This is a genomic window from Aliagarivorans taiwanensis DSM 22990 (assembly GCF_000429505.1).
Taxonomy (GTDB): Bacteria; Pseudomonadota; Gammaproteobacteria; order Enterobacterales; family Celerinatantimonadaceae; genus Aliagarivorans; species Aliagarivorans taiwanensis.
The window spans coordinates 69970-87210 of the sequence record NZ_AUBZ01000004.1 but is presented as its reverse complement, the minus strand read 5'-3'; the positions used below and the strand labels follow the sequence as shown (position 1 = coordinate 87210).

The following is a 17241-nucleotide window of genomic DNA, read 5'->3' as shown; positions in this document are numbered from 1 at the left end:
CAGTGAGCCTTTGATGAGTATTTCTCTTAACAATATCAGTCACAGCTATGGGCAGCAGAAGGCCCTTATCGATGTGGACCTGCAGCTGCAAGCGGGTGAGATTGTGGCGCTGCTTGGGCCTTCAGGATGCGGTAAGACCACCCTACTGCGACTAATCGCTGGGCTGGAGCCGCTGCAACAGGGCGATATCTCGATTGCGGGTCTGGCGATGGCGGTGGCCAGTGAAGGCCTGCAAACACCACCGGAAAAACGCGGTATCGGCATGATGTTCCAAGACTATGCGCTGTTTCCCCATATGACGGTGGGTAAGAACCTCGAGTATGGTCTGGCCAAACACCATGATGTGGATGAGCGTCGCGCCTGGCTGCAACAAGCCATGGATAAAATGGGGCTTAAGGATATGTGGGATCGTTATCCCCACACGCTAAGTGGCGGCCAACAGCAGCGCGTGGCCTTGCTGCGAGCGCTAGCGCCTAAGCCCTGTATTATGTTGCTCGATGAGCCGTTTTCAGCACTGGATGAGCACTTACGCCAGCAAGTGCGTGAAGATACCTTGGACCTGCTTAAAAGCATTGGCGCATCAGCAGTAATGGTGACCCATGACCCGCTAGAGGCGCTGTTTATGGCCGATAAAGTGGTGGTGATGGACCATGGGCATATTGTTCAGCAAGGTGCGCCACACGAGATCTATGCCTCGCCAGCCAGCGCGTTTGTGGCAGCGCTATTTGGCCCCAGCAACCAGTTTGAATTGCAAGTGGTGGAACAAGGCCTTGTCACGCCGTTTGGCAATATAAAGCCGCATCAGTTAGCCGATGGCACCAACTGCAAGGTTATCGTACGCGCGAAAGATGTCCGCCTGCATCAGCTAGAGGCGCCGGGCTTGGTGGCCGCCGAGGTGATCTCGGTGCACCCCATGGGCAACGAGACCCACTTCCGCCTGAGGTTGCCGGGTGCACAGCAAGTTTTTCAGGCGCGAGTGCGCGATCACTGGCAGGCTCAGGCCGGGGCGACAGTGTGGGTGGAAGTGCCCAACGATGCGGTGTTTGTGTTTGCCGCGTAAAGATAGGCTTAGTTCTGTTTAAGACAGCACAATCGAAAAGGTCGCCTGCTGGCGACCTTTTTGCTTATCTGCTGCGCTTAAGCAACCTCAAACAACTCTTTAATCGAGGCAAACACTTCTTCGATGCGGGCTTGCTGGGTTGGCGTGATAAAAATGGTGTCGTCGCCAGCAATGGTGCCTAAGATGCCTTCAGCCTTGCCCAGAGAGTCGAGTAGGCGAGCGATCAGTTGTGCAGCGCCCGGGCTGGTATGGATGACGATTAGCGCGTCGTTGTGGTCCATCTCCAGTACCAAGACCTTCAGTTGGCTCGATGCCGTGGGCACGCCTAGCTCGGCGGGCAGGCAGTACACCATTTCCATTTTTGCATTGCGGGTGCGTACTGCGCCAAACTTGCTCAGCATCCGGGATACTTTGCTTTGATTAATGTTCTCAAAGCCCTGTTCTTGCAGCGCGGCCACAATTTCCGCTTGGGAGCCAAAACGTTCCTGCTTGAGTAACGATTTGAATGCTTTAACCAGTTGCTCCTGACGGTCGTTGTACTTCATTGTTTTTCACCTTCATTTTGCTCGCTGCTATTTTGGACAAAATTCAGGTTGTTATCAACTTTAGTCGACAATTTTGCATAGAAATTCATCGGTTTAGTTCACGGTTTTTTTGATTTGCTTTCTTACCTAGCAGCAATTGTTGGCGTATGCTTTGGTAAGTAGCAAAACAACATCCAGCAGGCCATGCCTGAGTCTTAATGATGCGACTATTTAAGATCTTACTTTTTTGTTGGTTAAGTAACGCCGCTCTGGCCGCCGACGAAACGCCGATCCGCTTTGTCACCGAAGCCTCTTACCCTCCCTTTGAGTACTTTGAGCAGCAAGACCTGCGCGGGTTTGATATTGAACTAGCCGAGCTATTGTGCCGGCAGATCAATCGCAAGTGCGAGTTCTATCACCAACCCTTCGATAGCCTGTTACACAGTGTGTTAAACGGCCATTATGATGCCGCCATCTCTGCGCTGGATATCACCGAGGAGCGACAGTTGCTGGTGGATTTCAGCGATGCCTACTTCGACAACTCGGCGGTGTTTGTGGTGCCCAAGGTCGAAGGTGTCGCGGTTGATATCGTCGATGGCAGCGTGATTGCGGTGCAAAGTGGCTCTAGCTTGCAAGAGTTCATTCAAGAGCAGCGTCCCGAGCTGTTCGCCATTGCCTATCCCAGCTATCAAGCCGCGCTGGACGATTTGGCCAAGAACCGCATCGATGGCGTGTTCATCGACAAAGCAGCCGCTATGTACTGGCTTAACAAATACACCCACCTTGCAGCGCGCCCCAAGGACCATAGTCTGGGTAGCGGCTTGGGCATTGCGGTGTCAAAAGACAATCAAGAACTGCTGAATTTGCTCAATCACGCCTTGTCTGTGGTCAAAAACAACGGAAGCTACCGACAGCTTTATCAAGAATATTTTGAGGCTGAGCCTTAAAAGTGTGAAGCACGATGGAGATCTTGGGATTCAGCAAATCGTGCTTTTGTAGCGGTTTGTATTTGCTCCCTATTTTGGCTATCGTGGATGCCAGTCTGGAATCCCCCTCTTAATTACAAAAAATGGAGAACGTCACATGAAAGTTGCGGTATTAGGAGCAGCTGGCGGTATCGGTCAGGCCCTTTCCCTACTATTGAAGAACCAACTACCTGCAGGTTCTGAATTATCTTTGTATGACATTGCACCGGTAACTCCTGGTGTTGCCAAGGATTTGAGCCACATTCCGACTCAAGTTGCGATTGAAGGTTTTGCCGGTGAAGATCCAAGCCCTGCCTTGGAAGGTGCCGACATCGTACTGATCTCTGCTGGTGTTGCCCGTAAGCCGGGTATGGACCGCGCTGATTTGTTCAACATCAACGCTGGCATCGTTAAGAACCTTATCGAAAAATGTGCTGCAGTGTGCCCGAAAGCATGCATCGGCATCATTACCAACCCAGTAAACACCACTGTTGCGATTGCCCGTGAAGTGCTGAAGAACGCCGGTGTTTATGATCCAGCTAAACTGTTCGGTGTGACCTCGCTGGACGTTATCCGTGCTGAAACCTTTATTGCTGAAGCCAAAGGCCTGAGCCCAGAAGACGTGAACATCAACGTGATTGGCGGCCACAGCGGCGTAACCATCCTGCCTCTGCTGTCTCAGCTGGGTCTGGATTTCAGCGACGACGAGATTGCTGCACTGACTACTCGTATCCAGAATGCGGGTACCGAAGTGGTAGAAGCCAAAGCGGGTGGCGGTAGCGCAACCCTGTCTATGGGCCAAGCGGCTGCTCGCTTCTGTCTGTCACTGGTACGTGCAGCACAGGGTGAAGAGGTTGTTGAATGTGCCTACGTAGAAGGTGGCAGCGAGCACGCTGAATTCTTCGCTCAGCCACTGCGTCTGGGTCCACAGGGCGTTGCTGAAGTACTGCCGTACGGCGAAGTTAGCGCGTTCGAAAAAGCGGCCATCGACGGCATGCTGGATACCCTGCAAGGCGACATCCAAAAAGGTGTAGACTTCGTTTAATCGCAAACGAATTCACACGATAAGGGCGCATAGGCGCCCTTTTTTGATCGCGCCAGACTATCGAATTGTGCGCACCACTTTAGTTTTCCCCGCGCTGTCCGATAACATAAGCAGAAATCCCAAGAGAGTGTGCCATGAAAACCCCAATCGCTTTATCACTTGCACTATCGATGATGCTATCTGGCCAAGTAGTGGCAGAGACGGTGGCAGATATATCCGTTGACGATGAAGCGGGCGAGCAGCAAGCCGAAGAAGTCGAATTTGAGCCTCTCTATGAGACCGAGCCCCCGCAGCTCGCGGCCATCGAGATCTATGAGCAAGACGATTTGATTGGATGGATCAACCTAAACCAGCACCTTAACCGAGTCAAAGAAGATGACTGTCAGCTGGTTCAGGATATCGAAGCCCGTGCCGAGAAGGTGGCGATCCCCGCCTATGAGTTTTTATGGGGAGATATGCTGGCGTGGGGCGTTTGTGTCGAGCCTGATCCCGAACTGGGCGTTCACTATATGTGGCAAGCCGCCAACCAAGGCCTGGCTGCAGCATTGGAGCAATTGGGCCGCTACTATGCCAACGGTATATTGGTACAGCGCGACTATGCCAAGGCCATTCCACTGCTGCGCGAAGCCTCTGCCCAAGGCTTTCTGAAGGCGCAACTCCAATTTGTTGAGCTGCTGGTGGCAGGTCAAGGCAGCCCTCTTGATTACGAAGACGGCTATCGCTGGCTGCACCATGCGATCATCGCCGATAGGGCCACCCACAAACAGGCGGAGCAATTACTTGCCGCGCTGGCCAACAAAATGCCTGCCCACGTAGTGGCCAAGGCCAAGGCCAGTAACCAGCCTTACTAGTTGTTTTGGCGAGTGGCCAGCAAGCCTAGTTTGCTGGCTTAAGCTCGGGGGAGGGGTTATCCTTAGCGCTGTAACCTCAATTTTTCCCTCCCTCAGGAGCCAAGATGCACCCATCGGCTAGTTCAGCCTCAATCGAAAAACGCGTACACCAAGCCATTGTTGAAGAGATGGCACCACTCTCTGCCGAAGCCCTCCTCGACGCTTTCGCCGAACTAAACGCCCAACAGCTAAAAACCATTATGTTAGAGCTGATGGAGCAAGGTGAGGTGGTGGAAACCCGCCGTGGCGATTTTACTGTGCCTGAACGCTTGGGCTTAGTGACTGGCAATGTGATTGGTCACCGTGATGGCTTTGGTTTCTTTAAGGTGAAGCAAGGCGGGGTTGATTTGTTCCTGCCACCGAAAGAGATGGCCAAGGTGTTCCATGGCGACTTTGCGCTGGCTGCGCCGTCGAGCATGGATAAGCGCGGACGTCGTGAGGGCAAGATCTTACGGGTGCTGAAACAGCGTAAGCTTGAGCTGGTGGGGCGTTTCTTTGTTGAGGGACAAACCCGCTTTGTGGTGCCCGATGATACTCGCATCAACCAAGATATCGTGATCCCCAAAAGCGCTACCATGGGCGCCCGACAGGGCCAAGTGGTGGTGGTGGAGATCACCGAGCGCCCGGTACTTAACCGCAACGCCATGGGCAAGGTGGTGGACATCCTCGGCGAAAAAATGGAACCGGGTATGGAAGTGCAGGTGGCCCTGCGCAACCACGATATTCCCCACAGCTGGCCAGAGGCGGTGCTCAAATCAGTGTCTTCGCTAAAAGAAGAGGTGGAAGAGAGCGCCAAGCAAGGCCGAGTGGATCTGCGTAAGCTGCCACTGGTGACCATCGATGGCGAAGATGCCCGCGACTTTGATGATGCGGTTTATTGCGAAACCAAGAAGTCCGGCGGGTGGCGGCTGTGGGTAGCGATTGCCGATGTCAGCTACTACGTTCGCCCCGACTCCGCCCTCGATCGTGAAGCCTACAACCGCGGTAACTCGGTGTACTTCCCCGACCAAGTGGTACCGATGCTGCCAGAGCAGCTCTCCAATGGCTTGTGCTCCCTAAACCCGGCGGTCGATCGGCTGTGTATGGTGGCGGAGATGACCATCTCGGCGGCTGGCCGCTTGTCGGGCTTTAAGTTTTATGAGGCGGTGATGCACTCACATGCCCGCCTAACCTACAACAAGGTAGCCGCCATTCTCGATGGCGATGAGGCCTTGGCCAAGCGCTACAGCGATCAGGTGCCGCATCTTAAAGAGCTGCACAGCATGTATCAGGCGCTTAAGAGAGCCCGCGCTGAGCGTGGCGGCATCGAGCTGGAAACCCAGGAGACCCGCTTTATCTTTAACGCCCAGCGTAAGATTGAGCAGATCGTGCCGCTGGTGCGCAACGACGCGCACAAGATCATCGAAGAATGTATGATTCAAGCCAACGTTGCTGCCGCCAAGTATGTGGAGAAGGCGCAACAGGCGATCTTGTTCCGGGTGCACGACAAACCGGGCGATGAGAAACTCAACACCTTCCGCGGCTTCTTGGCCGAGTTAGGTCTGCCTCTCGGTGGCGGCCAAAGCCCAGAGCCGAAACACTATTTTGAGCTGGCTGCGGCGATCCAAGAGCGCCCGGATCGTGAGCTGATCCAGACCATGCTGCTGCGCTCGATGATGCAGGCGGTTTACCAGCCCGACAACATCGGTCACTTTGGTTTGGCGCTAAAGTCCTACGCCCACTTTACTTCACCGATTCGCCGTTATCCGGATCTGCTGCTGCATCGGGTGATCAAGTACCTGATTGCGTTGGAGCAGTCGGAAAAAGCCGGTAAGGCGATGACCAAGCCACATACCAGCACTGGTGGCCGCTGTTATGATCTTGATGAGATGGACGGCTTTGGCGATCACTGCTCGATGACCGAACGCCGCGCCGACGATGCCACCCGCGAGGTGGCCGATGGCCTGAAGTGCGAGTTTATGCTGGACCATGTTGGCATGGTTTATCCGGGTAATATCGCTGCGGTGACCGGTTTTGGCTTTTTTGTGCGCCTCGATGAGCTGCATATCGACGGCTTGGTGCACATCACCTCTTTACGCGGTGATTATTATCATTATGATGCTGCCCGCCAGACCTTGATTGGCGAAAATACCCGCCGCCGCTTCCGTATTGGTGACTCGGTAAGGGTGAAGGTTGCCTCGGTCAATATGGACGATCGCAAGCTGGAGTTTGTGTTGGTCAACAGCCAAGACAACGAAGACGAGTTTGAGCGCCCAGCTAACGAATCCCGTGGACGCGCTGAAGAGCGCCGCGGCTCGGGTAAACGCAGTGGCCGACGCGACGAGGGTAAAACCAAGCAGCGCCATCGCGATACCAAGAATAAGGGTAAGCGACGTAAGACCTCGGCCGAGAAGAAGATGGCCGAGATCAACCCTTGGGATAAGTCCAGCAAGGCCAAATCCGCTGGCGATGATAAGCCCAAAGGCAAGGCGAAATCGAAAGCCAAGGCTAAGCCTAAAGCAAAGAAAAAGCGTAAGCAGCGCGCCGGTAAAAGTGAGCGTGCCGCCAACAAAGCGAACAAGAGTTAAATCATGAGCCAAGAGATTATCTACGGTTTGCACGCAGTGCAGGCCCTTGCCGAGCGCAGCCCAGAGCGCTTTATCGAAGTGTATGCCTTAAAAGGCCGTCAAGACGAACGCCTGCTGCCGCTGCTCAATGAGCTGAAACGCTTAGGCTGCTCGGTACAGCAAATGCCGCGCAAGGCACTGGACGACAAAGCCGGCAACACCCAGCACCAAGGTATCGTGGCGCGTATTAAAGGCGGCCGCCGATACAGCGAAGCCGACTTGGCCGATTTGGTCGAGCAAGCCAGCTCGCCGCTGTTCTTGGTGCTCGATGGCGTCACCGATCCACACAATCTCGGCGCGTGTCTGCGTAACGCCGATGCCGCTGGCGTGGCGGCGGTGATTGTACCCAAAGACAAATCTGCTCAGCTCAATGCCACCGTGCGTAAGGTGGCCTGTGGTGCGGCGGAAACCGTACCGCTGGTGGTGGTGACTAACTTGGCGCGTAGCCTGCGCGACTTGCAACAGCTGGGCGTATGGCTGGTGGGCACCGCTGGTGAAGCCGAGCAGCTTATCTATGATTGTAAGCTGCAAGGGCCGATGGCGATTGTGATGGGCGCCGAAGGGAAAGGCATGCGCCGCCTGACTCGCGAAACCTGTGATGAGCTGGTGAAACTGCCGATGGCTGGTGCTGTGTCTAGCTTGAATGTTTCTGTGGCCGCCGGTATCTGTTTGTTTGAGGCGGTGCGCCAACGACGCTAGCCTCTTTGCTTGCCATCACACGCTAAACGCAGCTGCTTAATCAGCTGCGTTTTTGTTTCAGCGCAAACTTTCGAAACTAAGAAACGCTTCACATTGTTTTTATTTCATACGCTTTTGCTAACCTTATGCTGATGTCAAAACGATAGCCCGCAGATGCGTTTTCTCGACATTGGGCTGAAGGAATAGCTTGGATTCAACGGAACACCGAATAGCGTTAATTGTCGATAATTGTTACGGCAACTACCAAGTCCCACTTAACCGGGAACTGAAAAAAGTAGCGAAACAGCAAGGATGTCAGTTGGTGATATTCGAAGGACGTCCGCTGTCTTCAGAGCTACTTAATGAGAAGCGACACAACAAAGTCTACCAGCATATCAAGCCTCAACAGTTCGATGGTATCTTAACCCTCAGTCCTTGTCTGTTCAGCTACTGCTCCAAGCACATTGCTGAGGATTTTATGGCTCGTCTGTCGGTGGTACCTCTAGTCAGCTTGTTCCAGCCTTACGCCGGTGCCCACACGGTGCTCATCGACAATCAAAGTGCCATGCAAGCGATGGTTGAGCACTTAATCGTTGAGCATAGTTATCAGCGTATCGTATTCGTCACCGGCCCTGAGGGCAATGTCGAGGCGGAGCTGCGCCTGCAAGCCTATCGCCAAGCGCTTAGCAAACATGGACTGGAGGTGGACAAGCGCTATCTGTTTCGCGGTGATTTCCGCCCAACCAGTGGCGCAAGAGCCTTACAGGACATCGTCGACAGCGGCTTAGCGGTGGATGCCATTGTGTTTGCCAACGATGATATGGCACTGGGCGCTTGGAACTACATGAATAGCCAAGCGCCAAACTTAATCGGTAAGTACCCAATGGTCGGTTTTGACGATATGCCCTCGGCTAGCCTGGTGTCACCGGCGCTGACTACCGTGCGTCAGCCCCGCGCCGAGCTAGCTAAACAGGCCTTTCGCCTGTTACTGGGTGACCAGCAGGATACAGAGCAAACCGTAACGCTGCCTGCGGAGCTGGTGATTCGTCAATCGTGCGGCTGTGAAGAAGAGCAGCCCTATGATGATATCCATATGCCCTATTTACAATCGTCTTACCATATCTTTGAGAACATCCATGCATTGGATCGGGAAAGCCTGTTCCGCCAGCTTTCTACGTCTCTGCCCAGCCTGCACCTGCGAGGCTGTTACCTGTGTCTCTATCCAATGCCGGATTTGCGTTTGGACGACCCGATCCCCGAGCAGTGTGAGCTGGTGTTCGCCCACCAGTCTGGCTCGCGGGTATACCTGCCTGAGCCGCTCGCCTTTGCCAGCGCCGATCTGCTACCCGCGCGATTTTATGACGATGTCACCGTCGACTATTGGCTAGTGCGCTCATTGTCGATTAACGACCAGTACATGGGCTATGTGGTGTTCGATATCAGCGAAGGGCAGGAGTCAGAGGTTGAACTGATCCGCGGCTTTATTAGCCTGAGCCTGAAGGTGATCTTATCCAACGAAGCCAGAGATATCGCCCAGCAAGAAGCCAAGGACTACCTGGCGCAATTAGAGCAGGTGCTAGCCTCGGTGACCGAGCGTAACGCGCAATTGCAAGATCTCTCGGTTACCGATGAGCTAACCGAGCTGGATAACCGCCGCGGATTTAAACAGAAAGTGCGCCAGCGCTTGCAAGGCCTCGCGCCCGGAGAGACCTTCACCATCGTCAGTATCGACTTCAATGGACTCAAGCCGATCAACGATACCTGGGGACATGCCGAGGGGGATAAAGCCCTAATGGCAATGGCTCAGGTACTTAAGTCCGCGTTTCGTCGCGACGATATCGTCGCTCGCTTGGGGGGCGATGAGTTTGTGGTGTTCCTAGCCCACTGCGACCAAGCGCAGCTTGAGCTACTTAACGGGCGCTTAGTCCAAGAGGTTAATCGCTTCAACACCGAGAGCGAGCAAGCGTTTAGCATCGACTGCGCCATTGGCTACGTGGGCGATGTGCTGGGAGAGCAACCCGTTGATCTTGACGCGCTGATGCTCGAGTCTGACCGGCAGCTTGCCTACTACAAACGTCAATCGCAGCAGATGCGAGAGTGGGTAAAAGGCAGCGGTAAGGCCAAGCCATAACCTGCTTTTCTTGCTTATCCGTCCAATCGTCTATTTTTTGGTTGTTTAGCGCTCAGCTATCCGCTAAAATCGCGCCTCCTAAAACAGTCACCAACAATTTTGTTTCCTTGCCACCAAGGTTTGACTGTACCGAGCGAGTGGCTATTAACCCGTAAGGAGCAATCATGCGTCATTACGAAATCGTATTCATGGTTCACCCGGACCAGAGCGAACAAGTTGCCGGTATGATCGAGCGTTACTCAGCTGTTATCACTGAGAAAGGCGGTCAGATCCACCGTTTGGAAGACTGGGGCCGCCGTCAACTGGCTTACCCAATCGAAAAACTGCACAAAGCGCACTATGTTCTTTTGAACATCGAAGCTACTCAAGAAGTAGTTGACGAGCTGGAAACTGCTTTCCGCTTCAACGATGCCGTTATCCGTAACATGATCATGCGCACCAAAGCTGCTGTAACTGAAGTTTCTCCTATCGCTAAAGCGAAGGATGAGCGTCCAGCACGCCGTGACGACGAGCGTCCAGCACGTCGTGAAGAGCGTCCTGCTGCTGAAGCACCAAAAACTGAAGAAGCTGCAAGCGAAGAGTAAGAATGTCTGACAACCGTCTGGTGTTGACTGGTCGCCTGCTTAGGGCACCAAAACGAAATACCAGTCCGGCGGGTGTTCCTCATTGCCAATTTTGGCTGGAGCACCGCTCAGCTCAAACAGAAGCTGGGCTCAATCGCCAAGCCTATTGCCAAATGGCAGTGGTGCTAAGTGGCGAGGCATTTGAGCAAGATTCATTGCAATTAACAATGGGGTCTGAAGTACGGGTAACTGGGTTTGTATCCAGTCATAAATTACCCAGCGGCGAATACCGCTTAGTACTGCATGCCCACACTATTGATTTGTTATCACGAGGATAATGTTATGGCACGTTTTTTCCGTCGTCGTAAATTCTGCCGCTTCTCAGCGGAAGGCGTTGTAGAGATCGATTACAAAGATACTGCAACTTTGAAAAACTACATCACTGAAAGCGGTAAGATTGTACCTAGCCGTATCACTGGTACTAGCGCTAAATACCAACGTCAACTAGCACGTGCTATCAAGCGTGCTCGTTACCTGGCTCTGCTGCCTTACACCGACCTACACAAGTAAGTCGAAGGCTCGGCCTAACTCAACCTTTATATTCGAGGAAAGGTAATGGAAATTATTCTACTAGACAAAATCGCTAACCTAGGCGGTTTGGGCGACAAAGTTAACGTAAAAGCTGGCTACGCTCGTAACTTCTTGATCCCTCAGGGTAAAGCAGTTCCTGCGACCAAAGCTAACTTGGAAGTTTTCGAAACTCGCCGCGCTGAGTTGGAAGCTAAACTAGCTGCTGACCTGGGTGCTGCTGAAGCACGTGCTGAGAAGCTGAACGCTCTTGAAGCTGTTGTTATCACTACTAAAGCTGGTGACGAAGGCAAGCTGTTCGGTTCTATCGGTACTCGCGACATCGCTGATGCAGTTTCTGCTGCTGGCGTTGAAATCGCTAAAGCTGAAGTACGTCTACCAAACGGTGCTCTGCGTACTCTGGGCGAATTCGAAATCGCTATCCAGGTTCACTCAGAAGTTACTGCTACCATCAACCTGAACGTTGTTGCTGAAGACTAATCTTCACAACTCGCTTAGTTGATGTAAAACCGCGCTCCGGCGCGGTTTTTTCGTTTTTGTTGAAAGTTTTCACTGTCTTATGCGGTTTTCCTTTAGGGAATTGTTATCATCATGAAGCAAGCTACCGACTAGACAGGGAGACTTATCGTGCGCGGTCTATTCGCATTCGGATTATTTGCGTTAATCATTAGCCTTACAGCGGTGTTGCCGGCTCAGGCAAACTGGCAAGAGATTGAGCAGCAGGCAGACGGTCAAACCGTCTATTTCAATGCTTGGGCAGGCTCGGAGAACATCAACAGCTATATCCGTTGGGTGGCGCAGCGGGTCAAGCAAGAGCATGGCATCGAACTCAAGCACGTTAAGATCAGCGATACTGCCAATGTGGTCAGTCGGATCATTGCTGAACATGCCAGTGGCCGCGAGCAGGGCGGCAGTGTTGATCTGCTATGGGTTAACGGTGAGAACTTTCGCACCCTCAAACAGGCGGAGCTGCTATACGGCCCATTTGCGGAAGAGCTGCCCAATCTGGCGCTGACCGACCAGCAAAGCGCATCGCTACAATATGATTTCAGCGAGCCAGTGGCCGGGATGGAATCCCCTTGGGGCGGCGCGCAACTGACCTTTTACTACGATAGCGAGCGTATCAACCAGCTGCCTCGTTTGATGGCGCAATTGCTGGAGTTTGCCAAGCGGCATCCTGGCCAGTTTAGCTACCCGGCGCCGCCAGATTTCTATGGCACCACCTTTATCAAACAAGCGCTGTGGGAGTGGATGGACGATCCGGCGCTGTTGCAGCTCCCCGCCAACCCTGAGCGCTTTCAGCAGCACACCGCTGCGCTGTGGCGCTTCCTTGATCAACTACATCCACTGATGTGGCGCGGCGGCCAGGTTCAGCCTAATGGCGCGGGGCAGATGCAGCAGTTGGTCAACGACGGCGAGTTAACGCTGGCCTTTACCTTTAATCCGAATGAGCCGGCATCGTCGGTGGAGCAGGGGCGTCTGCCGGACTCGGTGCGTAGCTATACCTTCGCGGGTGGCACCATTGCCAACACCCACTTTGTGGCGATCCCGTTTAACAGCTCAGTTCCTCAGGCTGCGATGGTGGTGGCTAACTTCCTATTGTCGCCAGAAGCGCAGGCCCGTAAGGCGGATCTGAACCATTGGGGGGACCCGAGCATTCTCGATATGCGCAAGCTCGATGCCGAGCAACGGGCGCTGTTCGTCGCCCAGCAGCATCCAGCCATGCTCAGTGCTGAGGACCGTGCCCGCACGCTGGCCGAACCGCATATCTCTTGGTTGGAACTGTTAGAAGCAGAGTGGTTACGCCGCTACGGTAAATGACGCGAATCGATGGACGTTGGCTGGGCGTTTTCCCAGCCCTTACCCTACTGGTGATGCTAGTGCCGCTGTTAAGCGGCTTGTGGTACACCCTACTTCCTTCCTTTGGTTATCTGCCAAGTCTCGGTTTTGAACAATGGAGCCTGCAGGCGTGGCAAGCGCTATTTGCCCACCCGCTAACCCTGCAGGCGAGTGGCTTGAGTGTGCTAAGCGGCGTGCTCTCCAGCGGCTTGGCGCTGATAAGCGCGCTGTATGTGCTCTCTCACTGTTATCACCGCGCCAGTTGGCGCTGGCTGCAACGGGCCTTCGCACCAATGCTAGCGGTGCCCCATGTGGCGCTGGCGATCGGCTTGGTATTTCTGCTCGCCCCCAGCGGCTGGGTACTGCGCTCACTCTCTCCGTGGCTGACCGGCTTTAGTTACCCACCGCTTTGGCAAAGTGTGCAAGACCCTTATGGCTTGAGCTTGGTACTGGCGCTGTGGCTCAAGGAGCTGCCCTTCTTGCTGTTTATGCTGGCGGTAGCGGCCGGCCAGATGCCGCTGAACGCAAGCCTTGCTGTGGGGCAAAGTCTGGGTTATAGCCGGGCGCAAGTGTGGTGGCGAGTGATTATTCCGCAGCTGTTGCCGCGGGTGCGCCTGCCGATGTTAGCGGTATTAGCGTTTGCCTGTTCGGTGGTGGACGTGGCGCAGGTTATCGGCCCCACCAAGCCTCCCACCTTAGCGGTGCTGGTGTGGCAGTGGTTCTCCCATAGCGATGTCAGCTTTCGCTTGATGGGGGCCGCTGGCGCGCTTTGGCTGCTGGCGCTGATTGGCTCGGTGCTGTTGGTGTACCTATGGTTGGAGCGACACTGTTTACGCTGGAGCCTTGGTTGGCAGCTCAATGGTCGCCGTCATCGGCCGCGCAGCGATAAGCCCGCAGGCCTGTTAGTTACCGCCGCGATGCTGCTAGCGGGTCTGGCAATGGTGGTAATGCTTATCTGGTCGTTTGCTTGGCGCTGGCGCTTCCCGGATATGCTGCCGCAAACCTGGCAGTTAGGGACCTGGCAACAAGCGGCCGAGTTTGCCTATTCTCCCTTTAGCCAAAGCTTGCTGTTGGCGCTGTCCTCCGCGCTGCTCAGCTTGCTGCTGTGTATTGGCTGTTTGGAGTACGAGCTACACAGTGACCGCGCCCGTGCGCTGCGATGGTCCAAGCTGTTTTACTTGCCACTGTTGGTGCCACAGGTGGCCTTCTTGTTTGGGCTACAGGTGCAGTTGCTGAAGTGGCAGTTAGATGGACGCTGGCTAGGGGTTATTTGGGCGCATACCGTGTTTGTGCTGCCCTATGTGTTTCTCTCCTTGGCCGATAACTACCGCGGTTTTGAGCAGCGCTATATGCAGGCGGCGGTGAGCCTCAATCACCGACCGCTGCTAAGCTTCGTGCAAATCAAGCTGGCCATGCTGGCCAAGCCGATAGCTGTAGCCATGGCGGTGGGCTTCTCGGTGAGCATTGCCCAGTATCTGCCGACGCTGTTTATTGGCGCCGGGCGCTTTAGCACCCTAACCACCGAGGCTGTGGCGCTGGCCTCGGGCGGCGATCGAAGGATTACTGCGGTGATGGTGATATTGCAGAGCCTGTTGCCACTACTGGTATTTAGTTTGGCGCAACTGACTACGCCCAAGCGGGTGTTTAAGCCTTTTAGTTGGACCTTTCATGTTAGAACTTAATCAGCTGAGTATTCGATTTAGCGGCGATGCTCGCCACCTGTTTTCACCCTTGAGCTTTGAGGTCGCCCCCGGCGAGGTGGCGGCGGTGATGGGACCGAGTGGCTGCGGTAAATCGACCCTGCTGGCGGCGATTGCTGGCACCTTGTCGCGTTGTTTTACACCCTCGGGCGAGATTGTTCTTAATCAGCGGCAACTACTTGAGCTGCCACAAGCGCGCCGGCGGGTGGGGATCTTGTTTCAGGACGACCTACTGTTTCCCCACTTTAATGTCGAGCAGAACCTGCGTTTTGCCTTGGGCGATGTGTCTCGAGATGAGGCTGAGCGACGGATTGCCCAGGTGCTAGAACAGGCCGAGTTAAGCGGCTATCAGCAGCGCGATATCGGCCACTTGTCGGGTGGCCAACGGGCGCGGGTGAGTGTGTTGCGCAGCCTGTTGGCAGAACCAGAACTGCTACTCCTCGATGAGCCCTTTAGCAAGTTAGACAAGGCGCTACGGGCGCAGTTTCGCGAGTTCGTATTTGCTCAAATCAAGGCGATGAACATCCCGGCCTTGTTGGTCACCCATGATCATGATGATGTGCCTCACGGCGCGCAGGTGCACGCGCTGCAGTGATTGGAGAAAAATCAAAGCCTCTGTTAGGCTCAAAGGGAAGTTGGTCCGTAATCAAGGACCTGAGTGATGGAGCGATATAACTAACAATGAGGACGTTTATGAATAAGTCAGTATTGGCACTATGGCTGGTTCTGCCTTCCCTTAGCCTATCTGCAGCGCCCGCCAAGGCGCCACTTTGCCATAGCTGCCATGGCCCTGATGGCATTGCCGTCATCGATGGCTACCCCAATCTGAAAGGGCAGAATGAAAAGTACCTCTACGACTCGTTGGTTGCCTATAAGAACAAGCAGCGTACCGGCACGACCAATGCCACGGTAATGCAGGGGCAGGCTGCGATGTTGACCGATGATGAGATGAAAGAGCTGGCCGCTTATTTCTCGGCCCTGTAATACCTTCCGCTTGAGTGGTGCCGATGGGCACCACTTGCCATCCAGCAACTATCAACTTCCCACCAGTTCTTTTCGCCTCTTCTTCTTGTCTCTTTCTTCTTGCCTCTTGTTTGGGCGACTGAACGCTTTTGTTCACGCAAAACTCGACGCGAACGATAAACAGGCGCTAGCTCAGTAGCGGCTTATCGCGCATAATAGAGGGCCGAATATTTAACGACGTAATTCCATGGCTCCTTCTGCAAACTCAGCTGCCAACAGTAAGCGACCACGCAACAACACCAAAGGTGATGCTCAGGTCGAGCAGCTTAAGGTTCCACCTCACTCCTCGGAAGCGGAGCAAGCCGTACTTGGCGGCTTGATGCTGGACAATAACGCATGGGATGGCGTCGCTGAGAAGGTGGTGGCTCAGGACTTCTATCAACGTCCACACCAACACATCTTTAACGCGATGGCGCGCTTGGCCGAGAAGGGTTCACCGGTGGATCTGGTTACCGTCTCGGAAGAGCTGGAGCGCCAAGAGCAGCTCGAAGACATCGGCGGCTTTGCCTACTTGGGCGAGATCGCCAAAAACACCCCAAGTGCCGCCAATATTCGCGCCTACGCCGATATTGTGCGCGAGCGCGCGGTGACCCGCGAGCTTATCTCGGTGGCCAATGAGATTGCCGACAGTTGCTACGAGCCGCAGGGCCGAGAGAGTGCTGAGCTGCTCGACTTCGCCGAAAGTAAGGTGTTTAAGATTGCTGAGGCGCGTACCAATACCAGCGAGGGCCCGCAGGAAGTTAAAAGTATCCTCTCAGATACCATTGACCGAATTGAAGAGCTCTATAAATCTCCTGACTCTGGTGGTGTGACGGGGGTATCCAGTGGGTTTAGTGATCTGGATAGAATGACCGCCGGCTTGCAACCCTCCGATTTGATTATTGTGGCTGCGCGTCCTTCCATGGGTAAAACCACCTTCGCCATGAACCTTTGCGAATATGCCGCAATGACCCAAGACAAGCCGGTGCTAATCTTCAGCTTGGAGATGCCCTCTGAGCAGATCATGATGCGTATGCTGGCCTCCTTAGGCCGCATTGACCAAACCAAGGTCAGAACCGGCCGTTTGGATGATGACGATTGGGCTCGCCTGTCGTCAACCATGGGTCTGATGGCCGAAAAATCGAAGATGTATATCGATGACTCTTCGGGTTTGACGCCGACCGAGGTGCGTTCACGTGCTCGCCGGGTTGCCCGCGAACATGGCGGTATTAGCATGATCATGGTCGACTACCTACAGCTGATGCAGGTGCCGGGCCTGAGTGAAAACCGTACCCTGGAGATCGCCGAGATCTCGCGCTCGCTTAAAGCGCTGGCCAAAGAGCTTGAGGTGCCGGTGGTGGCACTATCGCAGCTAAACCGTAGCTTGGAGCAACGTGCCGATAAACGCCCGGTAAACTCTGACTTGCGTGAATCGGGCTCTATTGAGCAGGATGCCGACTTGATTATGTTCATCTACCGGGATGAGGTGTACCACGAGGACAGCGCCAACAAAGGTATGGCTGAGATTATCATCGGTAAACAGCGGAACGGTCCTATTGGTAAAGTGCCGCTGACCTTCCAAGGCCAGTTCTCGCGCTTTGATAATTACGCCGGAGAATTCTTCGACGATGAATAACCGTGTGTAGTGGT

17 protein-coding genes are annotated in these 17241 nt (G+C 54.3%); 16 read left to right on the top strand and 1 reads right to left on the bottom strand.

Annotation, left to right across the window (positions count from 1 at the left end):
- The first annotated feature begins 13 nt into the window (after positions 1-13).
- Positions 14-1060, top strand: coding sequence for an ABC transporter ATP-binding protein (locus G462_RS0104340; RefSeq protein WP_035476748.1), 1047 nt, complete (start codon positions 14-16; stop codon positions 1058-1060).
- Between the two features lie 77 nt (positions 1061-1137).
- Here G462_RS0104340 and argR read toward each other — a convergent pair whose 3' ends face one another.
- Entirely contained in the window at positions 1138-1605 is a 468-nt protein-coding gene (argR, locus tag G462_RS0104335; RefSeq protein WP_026957899.1) for a transcriptional regulator ArgR, read from the bottom strand.
- Between the two features lie 197 nt (positions 1606-1802).
- Here argR and G462_RS0104325 point away from each other — a divergent pair, with 197 nt between their 5' ends.
- The 15 genes from G462_RS0104325 to dnaB all read left to right on the top strand — a co-directional run bounded on the left by G462_RS0104325 (position 1803) and on the right by dnaB (position 17227).
- Complete coding sequence (locus G462_RS0104325; RefSeq protein ID WP_026957898.1) at positions 1803-2531, top strand: transporter substrate-binding domain-containing protein; 729 nt, start codon at positions 1803-1805, stop codon at positions 2529-2531.
- Between the two features lie 136 nt (positions 2532-2667).
- The gene (gene mdh, locus G462_RS0104320; protein WP_026957897.1) at positions 2668-3594 is read left to right on the top strand and encodes a malate dehydrogenase; all 927 of its coding nucleotides are present in this window, start codon (positions 2668-2670) and stop codon (positions 3592-3594) included.
- A gap of 134 nt (positions 3595-3728) precedes the next feature.
- The gene (locus tag G462_RS0104315; RefSeq protein ID WP_026957896.1) at positions 3729-4445 is read left to right on the top strand and encodes a tetratricopeptide repeat protein; all 717 of its coding nucleotides are present in this window, start codon (positions 3729-3731) and stop codon (positions 4443-4445) included.
- Between the two features lie 104 nt (positions 4446-4549).
- Positions 4550-7051 carry a ribonuclease R gene (gene rnr / locus G462_RS0104310; protein ID WP_026957895.1) on the top strand — a complete coding sequence of 834 codons (2502 nt, stop codon included), beginning with the start codon at positions 4550-4552 and terminating at the stop codon, positions 7049-7051.
- A 3-nt stretch (positions 7052-7054) separates the two neighbouring features.
- Positions 7055-7789 carry a 23S rRNA (guanosine(2251)-2'-O)-methyltransferase RlmB gene (gene rlmB / locus G462_RS0104305; RefSeq protein ID WP_026957894.1) on the top strand — a complete coding sequence of 245 codons (735 nt, stop codon included), beginning with the start codon at positions 7055-7057 and terminating at the stop codon, positions 7787-7789.
- 187 nt (positions 7790-7976) lie between these two features.
- Positions 7977-9899, top strand: coding sequence for a diguanylate cyclase domain-containing protein (locus G462_RS0104300; protein WP_084404927.1), 1923 nt, complete (start codon positions 7977-7979; stop codon positions 9897-9899).
- A gap of 164 nt (positions 9900-10063) precedes the next feature.
- Entirely contained in the window at positions 10064-10483 is a 420-nt protein-coding gene (gene rpsF / locus G462_RS0104295) for a 30S ribosomal protein S6 (protein WP_026957892.1), read from the top strand.
- Between the two features lie 2 nt (positions 10484-10485).
- The gene (priB, locus tag G462_RS24150; protein ID WP_084404926.1) at positions 10486-10800 is read left to right on the top strand and encodes a primosomal replication protein N; all 315 of its coding nucleotides are present in this window, start codon (positions 10486-10488) and stop codon (positions 10798-10800) included.
- Between the two features lie 4 nt (positions 10801-10804).
- The gene (rpsR, locus tag G462_RS0104290; protein ID WP_016400825.1) at positions 10805-11032 is read left to right on the top strand and encodes a 30S ribosomal protein S18; all 228 of its coding nucleotides are present in this window, start codon (positions 10805-10807) and stop codon (positions 11030-11032) included.
- Positions 11033-11077: 45 nt separating this feature from the next.
- Positions 11078-11530 carry a 50S ribosomal protein L9 gene (rplI, locus tag G462_RS0104285; protein ID WP_026957891.1) on the top strand — a complete coding sequence of 151 codons (453 nt, stop codon included), beginning with the start codon at positions 11078-11080 and terminating at the stop codon, positions 11528-11530.
- 147 nt (positions 11531-11677) lie between these two features.
- Positions 11678-12871: an ABC transporter substrate-binding protein gene (locus G462_RS0104280; protein ID WP_051326524.1), complete on the top strand. Its 1194-nt coding sequence runs from the start codon at positions 11678-11680 to the stop codon at positions 12869-12871.
- The gene (locus G462_RS0104275; RefSeq protein ID WP_026957889.1) at positions 12868-14571 is read left to right on the top strand and encodes an ABC transporter permease; all 1704 of its coding nucleotides are present in this window, start codon (positions 12868-12870) and stop codon (positions 14569-14571) included. Before G462_RS0104280 ends, G462_RS0104275 begins: the two co-directional genes overlap by 4 nt.
- Positions 14558-15184 (top strand): ATP-binding cassette domain-containing protein, encoded by a 627-nt coding sequence (locus G462_RS0104270; RefSeq protein ID WP_026957888.1) that lies wholly within the window; start codon positions 14558-14560, stop codon positions 15182-15184. Before G462_RS0104275 ends, G462_RS0104270 begins: the two co-directional genes overlap by 14 nt.
- 98 nt (positions 15185-15282) lie before the next feature.
- On the top strand, positions 15283-15573 hold the full coding sequence (locus G462_RS0104265; RefSeq protein WP_084404925.1) for a c-type cytochrome: 291 nt from the start codon (positions 15283-15285) through the stop codon (positions 15571-15573).
- Positions 15574-15799: 226 nt separating this feature from the next.
- Entirely contained in the window at positions 15800-17227 is a 1428-nt protein-coding gene (gene dnaB, locus G462_RS0104260) for a replicative DNA helicase (protein WP_026957886.1), read from the top strand.
- Positions 17228-17241: the final 14 nt, after the last annotated feature.